The sequence below is a fragment of the Chryseobacterium defluvii genome (assembly GCF_014204415.1).
GTDB lineage: Bacteria > Bacteroidota > Bacteroidia > Flavobacteriales > Weeksellaceae > Chryseobacterium > Chryseobacterium defluvii_A.
This window is the reverse complement of the sequence record NZ_JACHLE010000003.1, coordinates 120,426-136,173: the sequence shown is the minus strand read 5'-3', so window position 1 is coordinate 136,173 and position 15,748 is coordinate 120,426. Positions and strand designations below refer to the sequence as shown.

The window sequence follows — 15,748 nt, the reverse complement described above, 5'->3', positions numbered from 1 at the left end:
TATTATTTGATATTTGTGTTTTATTGGAGTACTGGTTAAAGTATTATAGAATCATTTATAATGTTTCGGTACAAATTCTTTTTCCAACTGGTAATTGTATTTCTGCTTAGTTTAAAGTGAGCCGCTATTTGCGCATTAGAATAGCCGTGCTTTTTCTGAAAAGTTAAAATTTCCAATATTGAAGATTCATCATACGATCGATGTTTTTTATTTGGCAGAAAATTATCTCTATTTACAGGACTAAAAATTAAATCATTAAGTTTTATTACATCCAATCCTGTTAGGATAGCTTTTGATAAAAGCTCTTCACATATTTCTTTTTTTTCAGGATGCTTTATTTTAATAATATCTTCATATATTCTTCTATAATCTGGCTGAGTTATCTTTTTCATGTGTTTTTTTATATTTATTAATCCATTTATATAAAGTTGTTTTCGGGATTTTATATTCTTCCACCACCTGTGCTACACTTTTATTTTCGGTTTCTAAAAGCTCTAGAATAAATTCAATCATTTCTTTGGTATAGAGACTCTTTCTGAATCTGGGAAGCATAGATTTCTTTTCCTGATTTTTATTGTTGACGGCCTTAGGAGGGGAATACAAAATCAGATGTTGAGAGTACAATCTAAAAAAATCATATTCCAATAGTTTACCCCATTTTAACAATAACTCAGTATCTATGGATCTTTCGCTATATATTTCGTTTAATTTATTTTCATCCAATCCCAAAAATTTACAGATTCTTTCTATTGACATGTTGGTTTCCTCTACTTTTGTATATATCAAATTTCCAATGTTTATTTCTTTTAAATTCATTATAATATTAATATTAATCTTCACTAAATTCTAAAATTGTCAGATCGAAAGTAATATGTAATCTCCTCACCAAACTGTAAAATATATGTTATCAAAAGGTAATATCAATTGCCAAAATTTATTTCCCATCAATAGTTGTTTATATTTAAAATTTCTCGGCAACTATTGTGAAGGTATAGGGAGCACTGCTTCCTGATACATAAAACGTAATCCTGTAATATCTGCCATTTGTTGTATCTACGAGGTTCATGATATTTAATTCGTTAGGAGCCATGTGGGCACCAGTTGCAGGAATATCTCTGAAAGTCGAATAGTTTGCAGGAGTAAAAGAGAAAGTATTATTTGCATATTCAAAGCCATCTGTTGAATATTGCTGATTAACACCAACGTTTATATTAACGGTTGTTCCAGGGTTGTTAACCATGGCTATTTGTGGTGACACACTTCCCGGAGGAGTTCCCGGAGCCACTCCACTAAATCTAAAAATGAAATTACCTACAATAACCGTTTTACTTGTATCTCCTATATTTCCGGAATAGATGATCTGGCTGGTATTAGACTGGTTTACGTTTGTATTAGTCATATGTGTTATCATCCACGTATTTCCACTTGTAGCACCCGTATTTTTGATAGTTACAATATATCCCCCAGGAACATTAAATGTACTAACCAATGAACCTATATTATCTATTGTTTCAGCATTGCTGGTTTGAATTGTAACAACGTTACTATAACCTCCGTTACGGATTTGATATTCTCTACCACCAAAATTTCCTTCACCGGATATAGCTGCGGGCAAAGTAAAGGTTCCTGAATTGGTGAAATTTATTACAGATTGATTTTTATCTCCTAAGGTACTTGCTGTTACTGATTGTAAAGGTGTTGCAAAAGAACCTCTAACATCTAGTGTACTTCCGGGACTTGCTGTATTAATTCCAACTTGCGCTTTTGATATATGTAACAACCCTATAATTGCAAATAAAGTTAATATGTTTTTCATTTTTTATATTTTTTAAGTTAGATTCCGAACGAAGTTTTATCCAATTTCTGTGTTTTTCTGTGTTCAAAATATTAATCTAATTTTTCAACAAATATAGTTATCGCAGAAGGAGCCGTGGGAACTGCGTTACCAGTACCACCAGCTGATATAGTATTATTTGCATTAACAGTTATCCTGTAATTTTCTTTTGTATTATGCATCATAATATACGCATATGCAATATCTCTGTTATTTGGATTAAAATTACGGTCGTTTGGGTCACCAGACCAAGGCATTCTTTGCCACTCTGTATTTGTGACAGAAGCCGTACCCCAAAATTCGCCTGATCCACCACTACCTACTTTGCGCCAAAGTACAGTAAAATGAGAATTCACCTCTGGCTGGTATTCAATATAGCCATTATTATTGTTTGGGTTTGTTCCATTAAATCTTACTTTTAAATTACCAATTGTTACTACAGAATTTACAGGAGTATTAGAATCAATAGGACTTACTGTTTTTTTAGCATACTGCAAAGAGAAGACTGTTGACACTCCTCCTGGAGTTCCTATGATTGAAAATACCCATGTAACTCCCGTAGAAGATTCCCCACCAGTACTTTTTACAAATCCTGTATATCCATTGGGTATGGTTACGGTATTACTGCCTGTTCCGCCAGATTCAATCAGCTCCGATCCGCTCCCCTTTAACGTCAAATCAAATCCCGATACATTTCGTATTGTATATTCTCTACCCTTTAGATTTGCAGCTCCGGTTCCTAAAACAGGTAAGATCCAGGTCGGTGCTGACGACGTTGCTGCACAGGTTACTACTTGATCTGTAGCTGAAATTACATAATTGATTAAATTATTCTCTGAATAGGAGGTGGCAAAAGAGCCATTTACACTCAATGTACTTGTGGGAGTAGAAGTACTAATTCCTACTTGCCCAAAAAAGCTTAGACTTACAAAAATAAGTATAAATCCAGTAAATTTTTTTTTCATCATTAGTAATTTTTTTAGATTTTAATCCTTAATGGAACAAATCTAAAAGAGTAAAAGAAAACTCGCAAAAATTTCACCTTTCAATATCTATTGATTATCTGTCAAAAATTGTTAGTCATTGATATGTAGTAAGTTGTTGTTTCCTAGAGAAATAAGCAGAACCCGAAAAACAAATTTTGGATATTAAATTTTTATGATAATAATCAAAATCTTTATGAACTAAATACTGATACAAAAGAAGATCAGTTGTTTTTAGAGGTGGATTATTTTACTGATCTCAAAAAATAAATTCAATCTTAAAGGATGATAGAAAAATATCGTAGAACTAAAATTAGTTATAGATTATAATATTAAAAAAATTAATAAAACATTTAAAATACCTGTTGTGCATTTTAAATGATGCTGACTTTTAAGTTATTGATATTTCGATTGAAATAGGTTTTATTGATGAATTGCACGACGATTAAAGCCGTCATTTTAGTTAATATCCTTGTTTTAAATCCATCAAAACTCTTTGCATAATTACGTCTAATCATAAATTGGTCACATAATTGCGAAAACAGTGTCTCAATCCTCTTTCGCTGTTTTTTGAATAAATAAAATTGAGACCTATAATCTTTCTGATTCACTCTTTTAGGCATTTGCAATTCTATATTTGCGTAATTGAAAAAATCAATTTGAATTTCAGATGACAAATTAATGTACAATCCGATAATTGTTCTCTAATATCTTTTAAATAGTGAATCGTGAATAGATGCCGGACTTAAATCTATACTTTGAAAATACCACTTATAGAACAAACCGCATAAAGTTTGTAACCATAAAAATGCATTTGCTGAGAGGCACAAAACCTCTGTTTGGATAACAATATTCAGCATCTTTACAAATTTTTGAAGTGTGACCTCTGGAAAGTTTGCAAACTTCTACAGGCATACTATCAATGATAAAGAACTTCTCATATTCAGTAAAACTTCTTGTGAGTTTCATTCATATTTCATTAATCTTACTGGCTAATCTGCGTTTACGACGATTATAGACGCTGCGTTCTATCTTACATTTTATCGTATTTGGAATGTGACGGAATAGATGATTTTCACTATCAATTCCTATAAATTCTGCGGTTAATGCTAGGCTTATTAATTCCAAATCTTTTAATCTAGGAACTCGTCTTTGATAAGACAAAAGATTTTCATTTGATATTTTTCTTAACTTCCAAAATCCTTTCGTAATTTGCATTCAAGTTGTTCATTGTAAATGTTTTGTCGCTTATATGTTTACTGATTTCTAATCAAATGAATAACTTTTTCTTTTTTATTTCATAATGCACAACGGGTTATTACTTAAAAATATGTTTGTATAAATACTGTATTAGATAAATATGGAATTATTTAAACCTATAAATACATAAAAGTATAAATGTTGAATTATATTACAATTCAACAGGTAAAAACTTCAACTCATTATTGCTTATGAAAAAGACAATAAATTCAAAAAATAATGAAATGGAATAACTTGATGAATCTGACTTCTCATTAATATAATAGGTGTGCATCAGACTATAATACAATTCAGAAAATTCGACCGGAAGCAAAAAATTAATACTTTCCAATACCCTTTCTTCCTTGATCAGGGTTATCTTGGTTCCCCTTTTTTTATAGAACACCAGATACTGCTCATCAGGAAAAGATATATTTCCATATCTATCCTTAAAATCCTGCTCAATATTCAAAAGAGCCAGTGCCAAGTAATGGCGGAAAGAGAATAATGATAAGAGCCCATTATCTTTATAATAGGTAAAGCTATATACTTTAAAGTTATCAATTAAGATTTTATCCGTTTTAATTAACAGGTTTTGAGTTTTCTTGACTGCTTTTTTTGCGCACATCACTACTTATTTTAATTAGCCAACTTGCCCAAAGGGCAAAAAATATTATTCACAAAAGTAGAATAAAAACATGAATGCAAAGTTGCATTTCAATGTTTTTAGATCAATAAACAATAGAAAGGTCTATATTGCTTTTTTTCAGTTTCTGTACTATCTGTATGGCTTTCTGTCTCTGAAATACATAATAAGCCAGTTCTTTGGCAGGGCTGAATAATGGTAATATGTGGTTGTATAATTTTATGTATTTGCTGTAGTACAGCCCGTCCTCTGAGGTAAATAAATAAATTTTTCTGTGAGCTGCCGATTTCACCCACTTTTCCAGCTGATCTTTAGCATTCTGGGCTTCCTTTTTTAGTTTGATGGCGAATAGTTCTTTACCCTCAAACGAATTATCCTTAAAAATTAAATTGAAATTACTGACAAAACAGCTCAGTACAATATTATCTTCAGTTACAATGAGAGGATTATTGATATCTCCAAGAAGATTTACATGAATATCATTGTATTTAAAAAATTGTTCTAGATAATAGTTCCGTCTTATGATATCAGTAATCATATTGTCTTTTTTACTTTCTTCCATGTCTATATAGTATTAATTTAGTGAATAAAAACAAAAATACTATTTTTTACCTATCAAAACAATTAAAAATATTATAACAACTAAAAAAAAAATTCTTTATCTTTATCATCCAAATCTGCAATAACTATATGATTATGAAAAGGATTATTAAATTTGTGGTTTATGGTGCTATCGCATTTTATATATTTTTGTTTTCTTTCATAGGAACAATATCTGACAATAATGACTCAAGAAAGATTTCTCTTGCCCTACTTATTATCGTCGTTGGCTGGAATATTTTCAAAGCTCCTTTAAAGAGGTTTGTAAGGAAGATATTGAATTAAAAAACAATTTTGGACGATAATACAGAGGCTGCCGAAAGGCAGCCTCGATTTTATACTGTTTGGGAATCAAAATTGCTCTAAAAATTTCTTTGCTTTTTTGGATAAGACAAATGCTTTTTTGATATTCTCAATTCTGTTTTCTGAATTATTTACAGACCAGCTTTTTAAATAACGCACAGAATTAATAAATTCCGAAGTGATTCCAAATTGTAAGCAGATTAGCATACTTCCCATTTCGGCTATCAGCTCTTCAAAGGAATAACTTGTAACATCATAATGCCCTTTCAAATCTCTGCTTAGTCGGCTTTCGTGACCTGTCCAGTGAATGATTTCATGAAATAAAGTGGCATAATATCTGTCTTCTGAGATAAAGAATTTCTTTTCAGGAATAGCAATATAATCCTGTATAGGCGAATAGCAGGCTACGTTTAGCCTTGCATGAGTAAGTTGCAGATTTCCGGATGTATTTATTTTTGTGATGAAATTCTCACAATTTATTTGCTCTTGGAAATCCAATTCGTGATTTTCATCTTCAGGATCAATATTGATGTCAATCTCTTCCAAATTTTCGATAAATTCTGAATTGAAAACCGTATAGTTCCGTATGCAGATAATTTTGGTGAGGTTTTCTCTTTCAGCCGAAGACATTGTTGAAAATTGTTCAGCTGTGAAAATTTCTCCTGTCTCCATATGTTTAAAAACATAGCTGAAGAATTCAATGACAGTTCCTTTCGCTCCTTTTTTCAACTTTCCGCCAGCTTTAGATATAGAGCTGAATGTCGCATAGCAGGATGTTTTAAATTTGTTAACAAGCGTATCTATATATAATGCGAAGGTATTGAAACCCTGATATTCTTTTTTGGTAAAGAGATTTTTAGGATGCTGAAACGGGACATTAGCATACTGTTCCCAATCTTTGGCATTTACCTTATCAAGATTTTCAAGGATCTTGGAAATAAATTTGTCTTCTTTAAAGGTAGAGAACTGTGTTTTTGAATTTGTTTTTTTAGTTAAAGCTTTCATAATGTTTGATTTTAAATTGTTCTGACTGTTTCTTGTTGTTTTCTTTTGCTTTATGGCTACAGGAAACTGTATTCAGACAAAACCGAAATGGAAGCAATGGAATGAAGGCTCTGAAATCTTTTTGTTCACAGAATTCAGGAGTGTCTGGGAAAATTGTTGGAACTTGTGAAAAGAATTTTTTTAGATACCCAAAAAGATTTTTTTGTACTGAAATGCAGATTTCTAATTTTGCGAACAGAAAACAGGGAACAGCCAGAATAAAAAAGCAATCAGATAGATTCCAATTGCTTTAAAAAAAGAAAATCATAATCTGATGAGCAGTAACCGGTGAAGATTTTTTGACTTCCTGAAATTGATATACCTTTTAAATTCAGGAGTTTTGGAAAATTCCTGTAAGGCTTTAATAATTTCTACATCTTTTTCAGCAATGCAGGAGATTTTAATACATGCTGTGCCGATATCTCCGAAACAATTTTTAGCCCCAAATAGTAGTGAATAGTATGTTTCTCTGGAAATCGGGCGTTGATAATGGGGAAGATTCGTCCTGCCTTCCTGATCTTCATTCATAAACCTAAGATCTTCGTCGAACATTTCCTGAGTAAAGAAAACGCCGTAATCGACTTCATTATAGTTTTCATAGTTGAGTTTATATTTTTCATTTAGAAATTCGTTGACCTCTTTAGCCTGATCCTGTTTTTTCAGATAAATAATAGTGTAAGTTCCCATGATAATGTGATTATTTGTTTGTAATTCTGTAATTCCACCATCCGTAAAATTCTCTGTCATCTATACTTTCGCAGAGTTCCCCGGCAGTATAGCCGTCTTTTGTGATAAAATGAAAAATGCTTTCCCTTGCCTGTTTTTCCAGTATTTCTCTTTCTTCAATAGATAGGTTATCCAAGTCTTCATGATAGACGAACCAAAATTCTATTTCTATTTTCCATTCAAATGTTGCTTTATTCATATTGTTGTTATTTAGGATTAAAAAAATACGATTGCCTATACATCGTGAGGTATTTTGAGACTAATGTTCGCTTGGGAGCAGTAAGACGTTCGTTTCTTTCCAAATGGTTAATTCATCAAAGAAGAAATCGGAAAATGCAATATCTTGTGAAAAGAGGACATTATTGTTCCCGTCAGTTGCGGTAAGTTTGAATTTGGTATCTTGAATTCTTTTGATTTTCCACACCTGGAACTCTTCCTGTTTAAATTTTTCTTCAAATTGGTAAGAGGCAATGCAGTCTAAGAACCAATAGCATTGTTCTTCATCTGCAATGGTTTTGACGCCATCAGTTAATAACAAGCCTAAAAGGTAAGAGTAGTAGGATTCTGTACCTATAAAATGATTGTAGTATTCATTGGCTGAAATGTTTGGATTTTTCATAATCTGAAATTTTAAATTGTTAATATTCATTTTTGGTAGACATCGGCTTGTATTTTAGTTGTGGAAATGTCAAAGAACGCTATGCTTTTTTCATCTAGCCGGTGTGCTGTTTTTCTTTGCCCACTGACGATAGAAATCAGGTTTAGCACAAAACCGGAATGAGAGCATAGAATGGAGGCTCCGAAATCTTTTTGTCCGGAGGATGTAAGGAGTGTCTGGGAAAATTATCGGAGCAGAGCGAAAAAGAATTTTTCGAGAAACCCAAAAAGATTTTTTTGAGCAGAAGCCTGATTTATACTTTTGCAATATGAAAACAGCTCATGGCCAGAGAAAAAGTGAAGATTGGATTTTTTCATATCCAAAGCAAAGTAAGGCCAGATGTACCAGTTTTTGCAAATTATCACTTTCAGAGTGTGAAAATTCTAATTTTAATAGGACTATATATCAATTCAAATGTTGCTATGACAGCGACTGACTTAACCGTTAATTTGACAGTTTTAGAAAATGAGTACTAAATTTCACTCCTCTTTTTCGAAGTTCTTCTGCTACCACTTCCGCCTTACTGCGAATTCTCCATTCCGGCGGATTTTGGATTTTTAAAGCGTGATAAGCCCGCATCCCATAACTAAAGCCAATATTTGACGGTTTACAGATTGCATCATAATATTTTTGATCGTAATTTTCCAATCTTTTTAATAGAGTTTCTGTTTTATATGTTCTTGTTGCCATAGTAAGATATTATTACTTGTTTATTGGTTCATAAATGTGGGAATTCAATGCGATTAATAATTCCTTTTTCTGAGTATGGCTGTAGAAAGAATAATAACCACCGTTCTTTTTTGTAATTAACTGGCAGCTCTTATATATCTTTGGTTTTAATCCTTTTCTTTTCAATTCTTTCGGAATGTTGATGTCTTCCGTGACATCTGCGAAATAAGGAAGAAAAGCCTTATTATAATCCTCGCCTTCGGGTATTACTGAAACAGTGTAATATTTTCCGCTGCTCCATGTTTCAATTTCATTATTCTTTTCACAGATGAAAACATCATTAATCTGTTCCACTTTATCAAAATTTAGTTTCTCAAACGTTTTGAATCTGGAATCTATCATATCATAATTTCTTATAAGGTAAATACATTCAACAACTTTTGAATGTGCTAATATTTCTGATTTCCAACTTTTATGAGAGGTATTTAATAAAACATTTGACAGAACATAATCTGAAATGCTATAATTCTTTCCATTGTAAGAGAAATCCCAAAATAAATTGCTTAAAGAAATACTCTTAAAATACTGTTCTAATATTTGTTTCTTTGTCATAATGTATGTTTTAAAATTTGGATTAATTCTCTGAAACTTCCTTTAAATATGATGTTTCCGTTATCAGAAATCGTGATTTCCTCTGTTTCCCTTTGCCTGTAGGAGTCACCAAATCCTTCAAACAGGTCTACGGAAATCCATGCCTCAGAGTTTATAAAGATTGAACCCAAGCCTAAATTTTCTTTGTATTTAGGCTCGTTTCCGGATTTATTTTGAGTTTTTATTGTTAATTTTTTCATTTTCTAAATATTTATAGAGGTTCTCTTATGCCGAAATAAGGTGGATTATCAATAAATTCTCCTGTTTCTTTGATAATAAAGTCTTGAAATAAACTGTATCTTCTTGCAAATACCTCGGCTTCTGCAAATGCGTGTTCTAAATTATAGGCATAACAAACCCTTGCTTTTTCCTTAAAATGGACAATATATTTGAAAGTTTTTTTGATAAATACAGGATCATTCTGAGCCGCAGAACTCATAGGATTTGCCATTTTAGCATACTGTAAAATTTTATTTTTTGATTCGTCTGAAATTTTACCAAAAAATTCTACTTCCCGATATTTCGATATATGGGCTACTCTTTTATAATCTCCGTTCACTTCCCTGTTGGTATCACATACCGAAATTCCATTTCCTAAACTGAAGAATTCTATTTGTTCAGGTTTTCTACTATTCATTTTTCTATTGTTGTTCATATTTTTCATATAATTTTTTTAGTATATTTATTTTGCATCAATCACATTCCATTGGTTATTTTCAAAAAGGAATTTCTTTTTGATTCCTGAATTATTTGTTACTTCTGCAAAAGCTCCATTTTTAACTTTTCGATAATATTCATTCAGAATTTCAATGTGAGGATTATCAGTTGTGGATATAATACAGTAGGTAATGAGTTTCTCTGCATTGTGGTAAATCTTAGGTTCTGAAGTAACATTGTAGATATAATCCCCACATCTTACTAAAAGAGCATCTTTTCCGTAATAAAGCTTTTTCATACCTGTTATACTGCCTGATTTGTGAAAGTTTGGAAAATTGCTTAAGTTTTCTGGAGCTTCCTCTTTATTTATTATTTTTACTCGTGGCATATCTTTATTATTTTATTGTTGGTATTTTCTTTATTTCAATTCCAATATACCTGCCTGTTCTTGTTGATACTTCAAAGTGGATTTCCTGATATTCTGTTCCAAAATCAGCAGTAAAAACTTTTCCTTTTCTTAAGCATTTACAGAGGTAATAATCACTCTCCATATAGGTTTCATTTATATTGAAATCTTTGGCTGCCATTATCGCTGATATATTTTTCATAAGCTTTTAAATGTTTTGTAATTGTTATTTTGCTCTTTAGGATAAATGTTTAATTGATGCCCGCTTTGAGTGCGGGATTCTATAAACTCTTTGAGATTATCATACTTGATGACATGATTTTTACTGTTTATGACCCATATCGGACAAATTGTTACTAATGCTTCTTTTGCTATTTCAAGGCTGTATTCATCTGATAGCCTGAATCCGGTTCCCACCTCCTTTGAAGGTTTATGAACGCTTGATATACTGATTTCACGATATTTGGTTTCCTGTTGCAGATAGGCGATCTTGTCACCATCTGAGAAATATGCATAATTGGTTTTTCTGAATGTTTTTGTAGGCTCCGGGATTATTAGTATGAAGCCATTTTTCATAAGTTCCTGAAGAACTTTCTTGAAATATTCACTGATAAATTGTAAGTTTTCAAATTCTGTTTTCATATTTTACATTTTAGATTGTTAATAATTTTCTTTTCTTAAATTGTTTATCGGAGATGTCAATGAACGCTTTGCTTTGTTTCTGAGATTGACGTGTCGTTTTTCTTTGCCCATTGACGATAGAAATCCGGTTTCAGCACAAAACCGGAATGAAAGAATAGAGTAGAGGCTCCGAAATCTTTTTGTTCGCAAGGATTTAGGAGTGTCTGGAAAAATTGTTGTAGCAAGGCGAAAAGAATTTTTTTAGAAACCCAAAAAGATTTTTTTGAGCAGAAACCGGATTTATACTTTTGCAATATGAAAACGGCTCAGTCATAGAAATGAAGTAACCTTGCGGACAAGGAACCCAATAAACGCTTTAGTAAGAAGGGTACTATGTTAAAATATTATGATAAAACATCGATTTGTCATATTTTGACCATTGTGAATGACTTGGAACTTTTTTATCTTTGTGAGATAAATTTTAATCTTAAAGTGTTTTTGCTTTAAGTCTTGGTACTGAAAACTGGTAATTTTTAAGGCTACAAGACGATGAGTAATAACGCCTAAGCCATAGGTGTAGGTGTTTGCTCATTTAAAGGGTGTACCGGCGCTTGTCCCCAATTTCCACAAGATTAAATAAGATCTATTGACTATCAACATCTTTTGCTTTCTTTAGAATTTATTCTCAGTCATTTCCACTTGCTGAATATATTCATTTGCCAAATAAGGATTATTCCTGACGAGGCACAACCAGTAATTGTAGAAAAAAACTCACTCCCATTAACCCCAAAATTGTTATTAATATGGCATGTTTTCAGTAACTTTTTATGTTGAACAGACATCAATTTTAAATACTCATATTCTACTAATTAAAAATGAAGTTATTTACAGAATATAATTAAATTTGTAATCACTCTTAAATCATTGTCAATGGTAGCCCATTTTTTAAAATATCTTAAAGATAAATTCCCAATAAATGATGATGAATTGGAAATGTTCAGACAGGTTTGCAGCGTAAAAAAACTTCGCAGGCGTCAATATCTTTTACAGGAAGGAGATGTTTGGAATAAAAATGCATTTGTTTCAAAAGGAGTTTTACGTACTTATCGAGTAGATGAAAAAGGAGTAGAACATATTATTCAATTTTCCATCGAAAATTGGTGGGCAGGCGATAGACAAAGTTATCATACGGGATTACCATCAACATTCAATATTGAAGCTTTGGAAGATTCAGAAATCGTACTTATTCCGAAGGCTGATTTCGACCGTTTGCAAGTTGAAATCCCTAAATTTGGTGAGTTTACCAGAGTGTTATTAGAAAGAAGCTTCATAGCATCACAAAATAGAATCCATGCCAGCATAAGCTATACTGCTGAAGAGAAATATGCAGATTTCATAAAGACCTATCCTGATATCACCAATCGCATTCCACAGCATATGATTGCTTCTTATTTAGGAATTTCTCCGGAAACTATCAGCAGGATAAGAAACCATATGGTAAGGAAATAAGATACTATAATATCCCATTTAATTATTTATAAGCTACACTTCTGTGAAGTTTGAATATTAAAACTCTTGACATTTATCAAGAGTTTTATATGCTTTTTATCAATGGATAAAATGTGCTTTCCGCTGCAACTTTGTAAAAGAAATTCAAAGTGAGTTTCTTTAATTAAATACCCAATATTTATGAAAACAAAGTTTATAATGACTGCCATATTAGTACTATTTTTTATTGGTAGTAAAGCAAACACTTATTCATCAAAAGAAAAAAGCACATTGGTTATTGTGCATGGTGCATGGTCTAAAGCTTCAGACTGGGATAATGTTTCCAATAGTTTAAAAACAAAAGGACACAATGTCTTAATGGTTAATTTACCAGGGCATGGCGATGATAAAACCCCTATGAACTCAATTACTTTACAAACTTATGTTGATGCTGTAAAAAAAGTAATTGGAACTAAAGAAGAAATAATTTTGGTCGGATACAGTTTTGGAGGCATTGTCATTAGTCAGGTAGCAGAAGAAATACCACAACAAATCAAGAAGCTGATTTACATAGCAGCTTATATTCCCAAAAATGGAGAGAGTTTACTTTCCATTGCTCAGACCGATACTCAAAGTCATATTGGTCAATACCTTAAAATAAATGAATCGGAAGGATATGTTCAGGTCGCAAAAGAAGGTGTAATCGACGTTTTTGCAGCCGATGCCCCAAAACCTATTGGAGAATATATTGCTTCAAATATTCAGCCTGAGCCCCTAACTCCATTGGCTACACCCGTAAAGCTAAGCAATAGCAGATTTGGAAAAATAAAAAAGACTGCGATACTTACTACAGAAGACCATACCATTAGTATTGCCCTACAAGAAAAAATGGCAAAAGAAGCAAATATTGAAAAACAATTTTTCATGAAATCCAGCCATACACCGTTTATTGCACACACAGAAAAACTAATTCACTTTCTTTCAGAAGAAGCTAAATAATCTTTCTTTCCTTGATAAATGTCAAGAGTTTTATTTGCCTTTTATCAACGGATAAAACATGCTTCCTGTAGCAACTTTGTAAAAGAAAATAACCAAAGAAGTCATGAATACAACAAGTAAAAAAATTTATACAAATACCAGATTGAAAATAAAAATGAATTCTATTGTGTTAGAAATGTTATTTGAAACTGAAAACAAGATGTCATTTACAATCATTGATGGTGGAGGAAGAATTGAAAACGGATACACTGAAACAGTAGAAACAAAAGTTACGGAATTGAGAACAAATCTGTTTTTAATCACTTGGAAAGAAGTTTCAGGAACAACAATCAGTCAAATTCATGATTTCGAGAACAAACTGGTTTATACCAATATAACAATGACTAACGGGAAATTCTATCAAACAACAGGAACTATTATCACAAACAACTCATATTAACTTTTAAATTCAAACATTATGAAAATAGGAATTATCGGCGCTGGAGCTATAGGAAAAGCTTTCGCCAAACAAGTAGCAAACGCTGGTTATGAAGTAGTAATCAGTAACAGCAGAGGAGCAGAATCTCTCAAAGAATTAGCACTCCAATTAGGAGAGAACGTAACAGCAGGAAGTGTAGAAGAAGCTGCTACTGCAGAAGTGATTTTTTTAGCCTTACAATGGCAGCACTTAGAACAAGTAACTCAGAATATTGATTGGAACGGGAAAATTGTAATTGATCCAACTAATCCAATTTTGCCCGGTTTTAAATTAGCCAACTTAGGAAACAAAACCTCAAGTGAAGTTGTACAGGAATGGACTTCAGGAGCTAAACTAGTAAAAGCTTTCAATACTTTACAGCCAGAAATTTTAGCAGCAAATCCTATACAGGGAGGAGGGAGAAGAGTCATATTCTATTCCGGAGATTATAACGATGCAAAAGATATTGTTTCTGGAATTATTAACCGTTTGGGTTTTGCAGGAATAGACTTAGGTTGCCTTAACGAAGGAGGCAAGCTACAACAATTTCCGGGAGGAACGTTACCTACGCTGAACTTAATCAAACTATAAATAACAGATCTAAATAAATTTTATCCAACTTAATATAAATAATTAATGATGTCAACACTTAATAATAAAACAGCTTTAGTAACTGGAGGAAGCCGTGGAATCGGTGCAGGAATTGTAAAAAGATTATCTTCCGACGGCGCAAATGTAGCATTTACTTATGTTTCTGATAAGGAAAAAGCTGAAGAATTGGTAAGAGAAATTGAAAAAACAGGACGAAAAGCAATAGCCATTGAAGCTAATAATCAAAACCCTAAGGAGGTAATTGATGCTGTAGAACAAACGATATCAACATTTGGACAGCTTGATATTCTAGTAAATAACGCAGGGATTGGAATTGTTGCTCCTATTGAAGAGTTTTCTTTAGAAAAATTCGATAAAACCATAGATATTAATGTAAGAGCTGTTTTCATTGCAATACAAGCTGCAGTGAAGCACATGAAGAAAGGCAGCCGTATTATCAATATTGGAAGCATTAATGCGGATAGAATGCCGTTTCAGGGTGGCGGGGTCTATGCAATGAGCAAGGCAGCCATTCAGGGATTAACAAGAGGGTTGGCCAGAGATTTTGGACCACTAGGAATTACAATTAATAATATTCAACCTGGGCCGATTAACACTGAAATGAATCCTGAAGAAGGTGAATTTGCCGATTACCTGAAAACACATATTTCTGTCGGTCGATATGGACAACCAGAAGAAATAGCAAGCTTAGTTTCTTATCTTTCCGGTTCTGAAACAGGGTATATTAATGGCGCCAGTTTAAATATAGACGGAGGTTTCGCAAGCTAGCTTATATAAAATCAAAAGTCGAAATTAAGTTCATTTAAAACACAGAAGACTGTCTCAAAAGACGATCTTCTGTGTTTTGTATTTTCTTTAAAGATATAATTATTTTTGTAACATTCCTTTAACATATCCAGGTTTTAGTCTGTTTCAAGGATTTCATGATACTGATTCTATTTGATTTAATCAGTAAAACTCTCAATCATCCTTCGTTGCTGACAAATCTGCTAAAATTGAAATAAAATAATAAGAATTGGGATTAATTCTTTAAAGAATTTTTTTATATCCAATTCTCAAATATCCAACTCGCAACCTTTTTTCAAAAGCATTTAGAGCAAAAGTTAGGCAATGTTTTAGAAATGGGGTTGCACCGCTTTCCGCAAAAATGCGTTT

General features: G+C 32.2%; 22 protein-coding genes and 1 pseudogene. 5 read left to right on the top strand and 18 right to left on the bottom strand.

Going from position 1 to position 15,748, the window contains the following annotated elements:
• Positions 1–35: 35 nt before the first annotated feature.
• The 18 genes and pseudogenes from HNP38_RS12200 to HNP38_RS12115 all read right to left on the bottom strand — a co-directional run bounded on the left by HNP38_RS12200 (position 36) and on the right by HNP38_RS12115 (position 11,058).
• On the bottom strand, positions 36–392 hold the full coding sequence (locus HNP38_RS12200; protein WP_184189881.1) for a terminase gpP N-terminus-related DNA-binding protein: 357 nt from the start codon (positions 390–392) through the stop codon (positions 36–38).
• Entirely contained in the window at positions 364–816 is a 453-nt protein-coding gene (locus HNP38_RS12195) for a transposase (RefSeq protein WP_184189879.1), read from the bottom strand. The genes HNP38_RS12200 and HNP38_RS12195 overlap by 29 nt, the downstream gene beginning before the upstream one ends.
• Before the next feature lie 145 nt (positions 817–961).
• A complete protein-coding gene (locus tag HNP38_RS12190; RefSeq protein WP_184189877.1) occupies positions 962–1,816 on the bottom strand; it encodes a hypothetical protein in 855 nt (284 codons plus the stop codon).
• A 71-nt stretch (positions 1,817–1,887) separates the two neighbouring features.
• Positions 1,888–2,802, bottom strand: a complete 915-nt coding sequence (locus HNP38_RS12185) for a hypothetical protein (protein WP_184189875.1) — start codon at positions 2,800–2,802, stop codon at positions 1,888–1,890.
• A gap of 389 nt (positions 2,803–3,191) precedes the next feature.
• Positions 3,192–4,048, bottom strand: a pseudogene (locus tag HNP38_RS12180) (IS982 family transposase).
• A gap of 180 nt (positions 4,049–4,228) precedes the next feature.
• Positions 4,229–4,684: a hypothetical protein gene (locus tag HNP38_RS12175; protein ID WP_184189873.1), complete on the bottom strand. Its 456-nt coding sequence runs from the start codon at positions 4,682–4,684 to the stop codon at positions 4,229–4,231.
• 103 nt (positions 4,685–4,787) lie between these two features.
• Positions 4,788–5,264, bottom strand: a complete 477-nt coding sequence (locus tag HNP38_RS12170; protein ID WP_184189871.1) for a hypothetical protein — start codon at positions 5,262–5,264, stop codon at positions 4,788–4,790.
• A gap of 389 nt (positions 5,265–5,653) precedes the next feature.
• Positions 5,654–6,610 carry a zincin-like metallopeptidase domain-containing protein gene (locus HNP38_RS12165; RefSeq protein ID WP_184189869.1) on the bottom strand — a complete coding sequence of 319 codons (957 nt, stop codon included), beginning with the start codon at positions 6,608–6,610 and terminating at the stop codon, positions 5,654–5,656.
• Between the two features lie 303 nt (positions 6,611–6,913).
• Positions 6,914–7,336 carry a hypothetical protein gene (locus HNP38_RS12160; protein ID WP_184190287.1) on the bottom strand — a complete coding sequence of 141 codons (423 nt, stop codon included), beginning with the start codon at positions 7,334–7,336 and terminating at the stop codon, positions 6,914–6,916.
• Positions 7,337–7,346: 10 nt separating this feature from the next.
• Positions 7,347–7,574, bottom strand: a complete 228-nt coding sequence (locus HNP38_RS12155) for a hypothetical protein (protein ID WP_184189867.1) — start codon at positions 7,572–7,574, stop codon at positions 7,347–7,349.
• A 60-nt stretch (positions 7,575–7,634) separates the two neighbouring features.
• Positions 7,635–7,994, bottom strand: coding sequence for a DUF6876 family protein (locus tag HNP38_RS12150; protein WP_184189865.1), 360 nt, complete (start codon positions 7,992–7,994; stop codon positions 7,635–7,637).
• Between the two features lie 483 nt (positions 7,995–8,477).
• Entirely contained in the window at positions 8,478–8,723 is a 246-nt protein-coding gene (locus HNP38_RS12145) for a hypothetical protein (protein ID WP_184189862.1), read from the bottom strand.
• Positions 8,724–8,735: 12 nt separating this feature from the next.
• A complete protein-coding gene (locus HNP38_RS12140; protein ID WP_184189860.1) occupies positions 8,736–9,314 on the bottom strand; it encodes a hypothetical protein in 579 nt (192 codons plus the stop codon).
• Positions 9,311–9,553 (bottom strand): hypothetical protein, encoded by a 243-nt coding sequence (locus tag HNP38_RS12135; protein ID WP_184189858.1) that lies wholly within the window; start codon positions 9,551–9,553, stop codon positions 9,311–9,313. Before HNP38_RS12135 ends, HNP38_RS12140 begins: the two co-directional genes overlap by 4 nt.
• Before the next feature lie 11 nt (positions 9,554–9,564).
• The gene (locus HNP38_RS12130; RefSeq protein ID WP_184189856.1) at positions 9,565–10,008 is read right to left on the bottom strand and encodes a hypothetical protein; all 444 of its coding nucleotides are present in this window, start codon (positions 10,006–10,008) and stop codon (positions 9,565–9,567) included.
• Positions 10,009–10,035: 27 nt separating this feature from the next.
• Entirely contained in the window at positions 10,036–10,398 is a 363-nt protein-coding gene (locus tag HNP38_RS18010) for a hypothetical protein (protein ID WP_228461052.1), read from the bottom strand.
• Positions 10,399–10,405: 7 nt separating this feature from the next.
• Entirely contained in the window at positions 10,406–10,618 is a 213-nt protein-coding gene (locus tag HNP38_RS12120; RefSeq protein WP_184189854.1) for a hypothetical protein, read from the bottom strand.
• The gene (locus tag HNP38_RS12115) at positions 10,615–11,058 is read right to left on the bottom strand and encodes a hypothetical protein (protein WP_184189852.1); all 444 of its coding nucleotides are present in this window, start codon (positions 11,056–11,058) and stop codon (positions 10,615–10,617) included. The genes HNP38_RS12120 and HNP38_RS12115 overlap by 4 nt, the downstream gene beginning before the upstream one ends.
• Positions 11,059–11,967: 909 nt before the next feature.
• On the opposite strand from HNP38_RS12115, the gene HNP38_RS12110 reads away from it, so the two are divergent.
• The 5 genes from HNP38_RS12110 to HNP38_RS12090 all read left to right on the top strand — a co-directional run bounded on the left by HNP38_RS12110 (position 11,968) and on the right by HNP38_RS12090 (position 15,361).
• Positions 11,968–12,546 carry a Crp/Fnr family transcriptional regulator gene (locus tag HNP38_RS12110; protein WP_184189850.1) on the top strand — a complete coding sequence of 193 codons (579 nt, stop codon included), beginning with the start codon at positions 11,968–11,970 and terminating at the stop codon, positions 12,544–12,546.
• Positions 12,547–12,726: 180 nt separating this feature from the next.
• Positions 12,727–13,524: an alpha/beta fold hydrolase gene (locus tag HNP38_RS12105; protein ID WP_184189848.1), complete on the top strand. Its 798-nt coding sequence runs from the start codon at positions 12,727–12,729 to the stop codon at positions 13,522–13,524.
• Between the two features lie 103 nt (positions 13,525–13,627).
• On the top strand, positions 13,628–13,963 hold the full coding sequence (locus HNP38_RS12100; RefSeq protein WP_184189846.1) for a MoaF-related domain-containing protein: 336 nt from the start codon (positions 13,628–13,630) through the stop codon (positions 13,961–13,963).
• A gap of 18 nt (positions 13,964–13,981) precedes the next feature.
• A complete protein-coding gene (locus HNP38_RS12095) occupies positions 13,982–14,572 on the top strand; it encodes an NADPH-dependent F420 reductase (RefSeq protein ID WP_184189844.1) in 591 nt (196 codons plus the stop codon).
• Between the two features lie 48 nt (positions 14,573–14,620).
• Positions 14,621–15,361: an SDR family NAD(P)-dependent oxidoreductase gene (locus tag HNP38_RS12090; RefSeq protein WP_228461051.1), complete on the top strand. Its 741-nt coding sequence runs from the start codon at positions 14,621–14,623 to the stop codon at positions 15,359–15,361.
• The last annotated feature ends 387 nt before the right edge of the window (positions 15,362–15,748 follow it).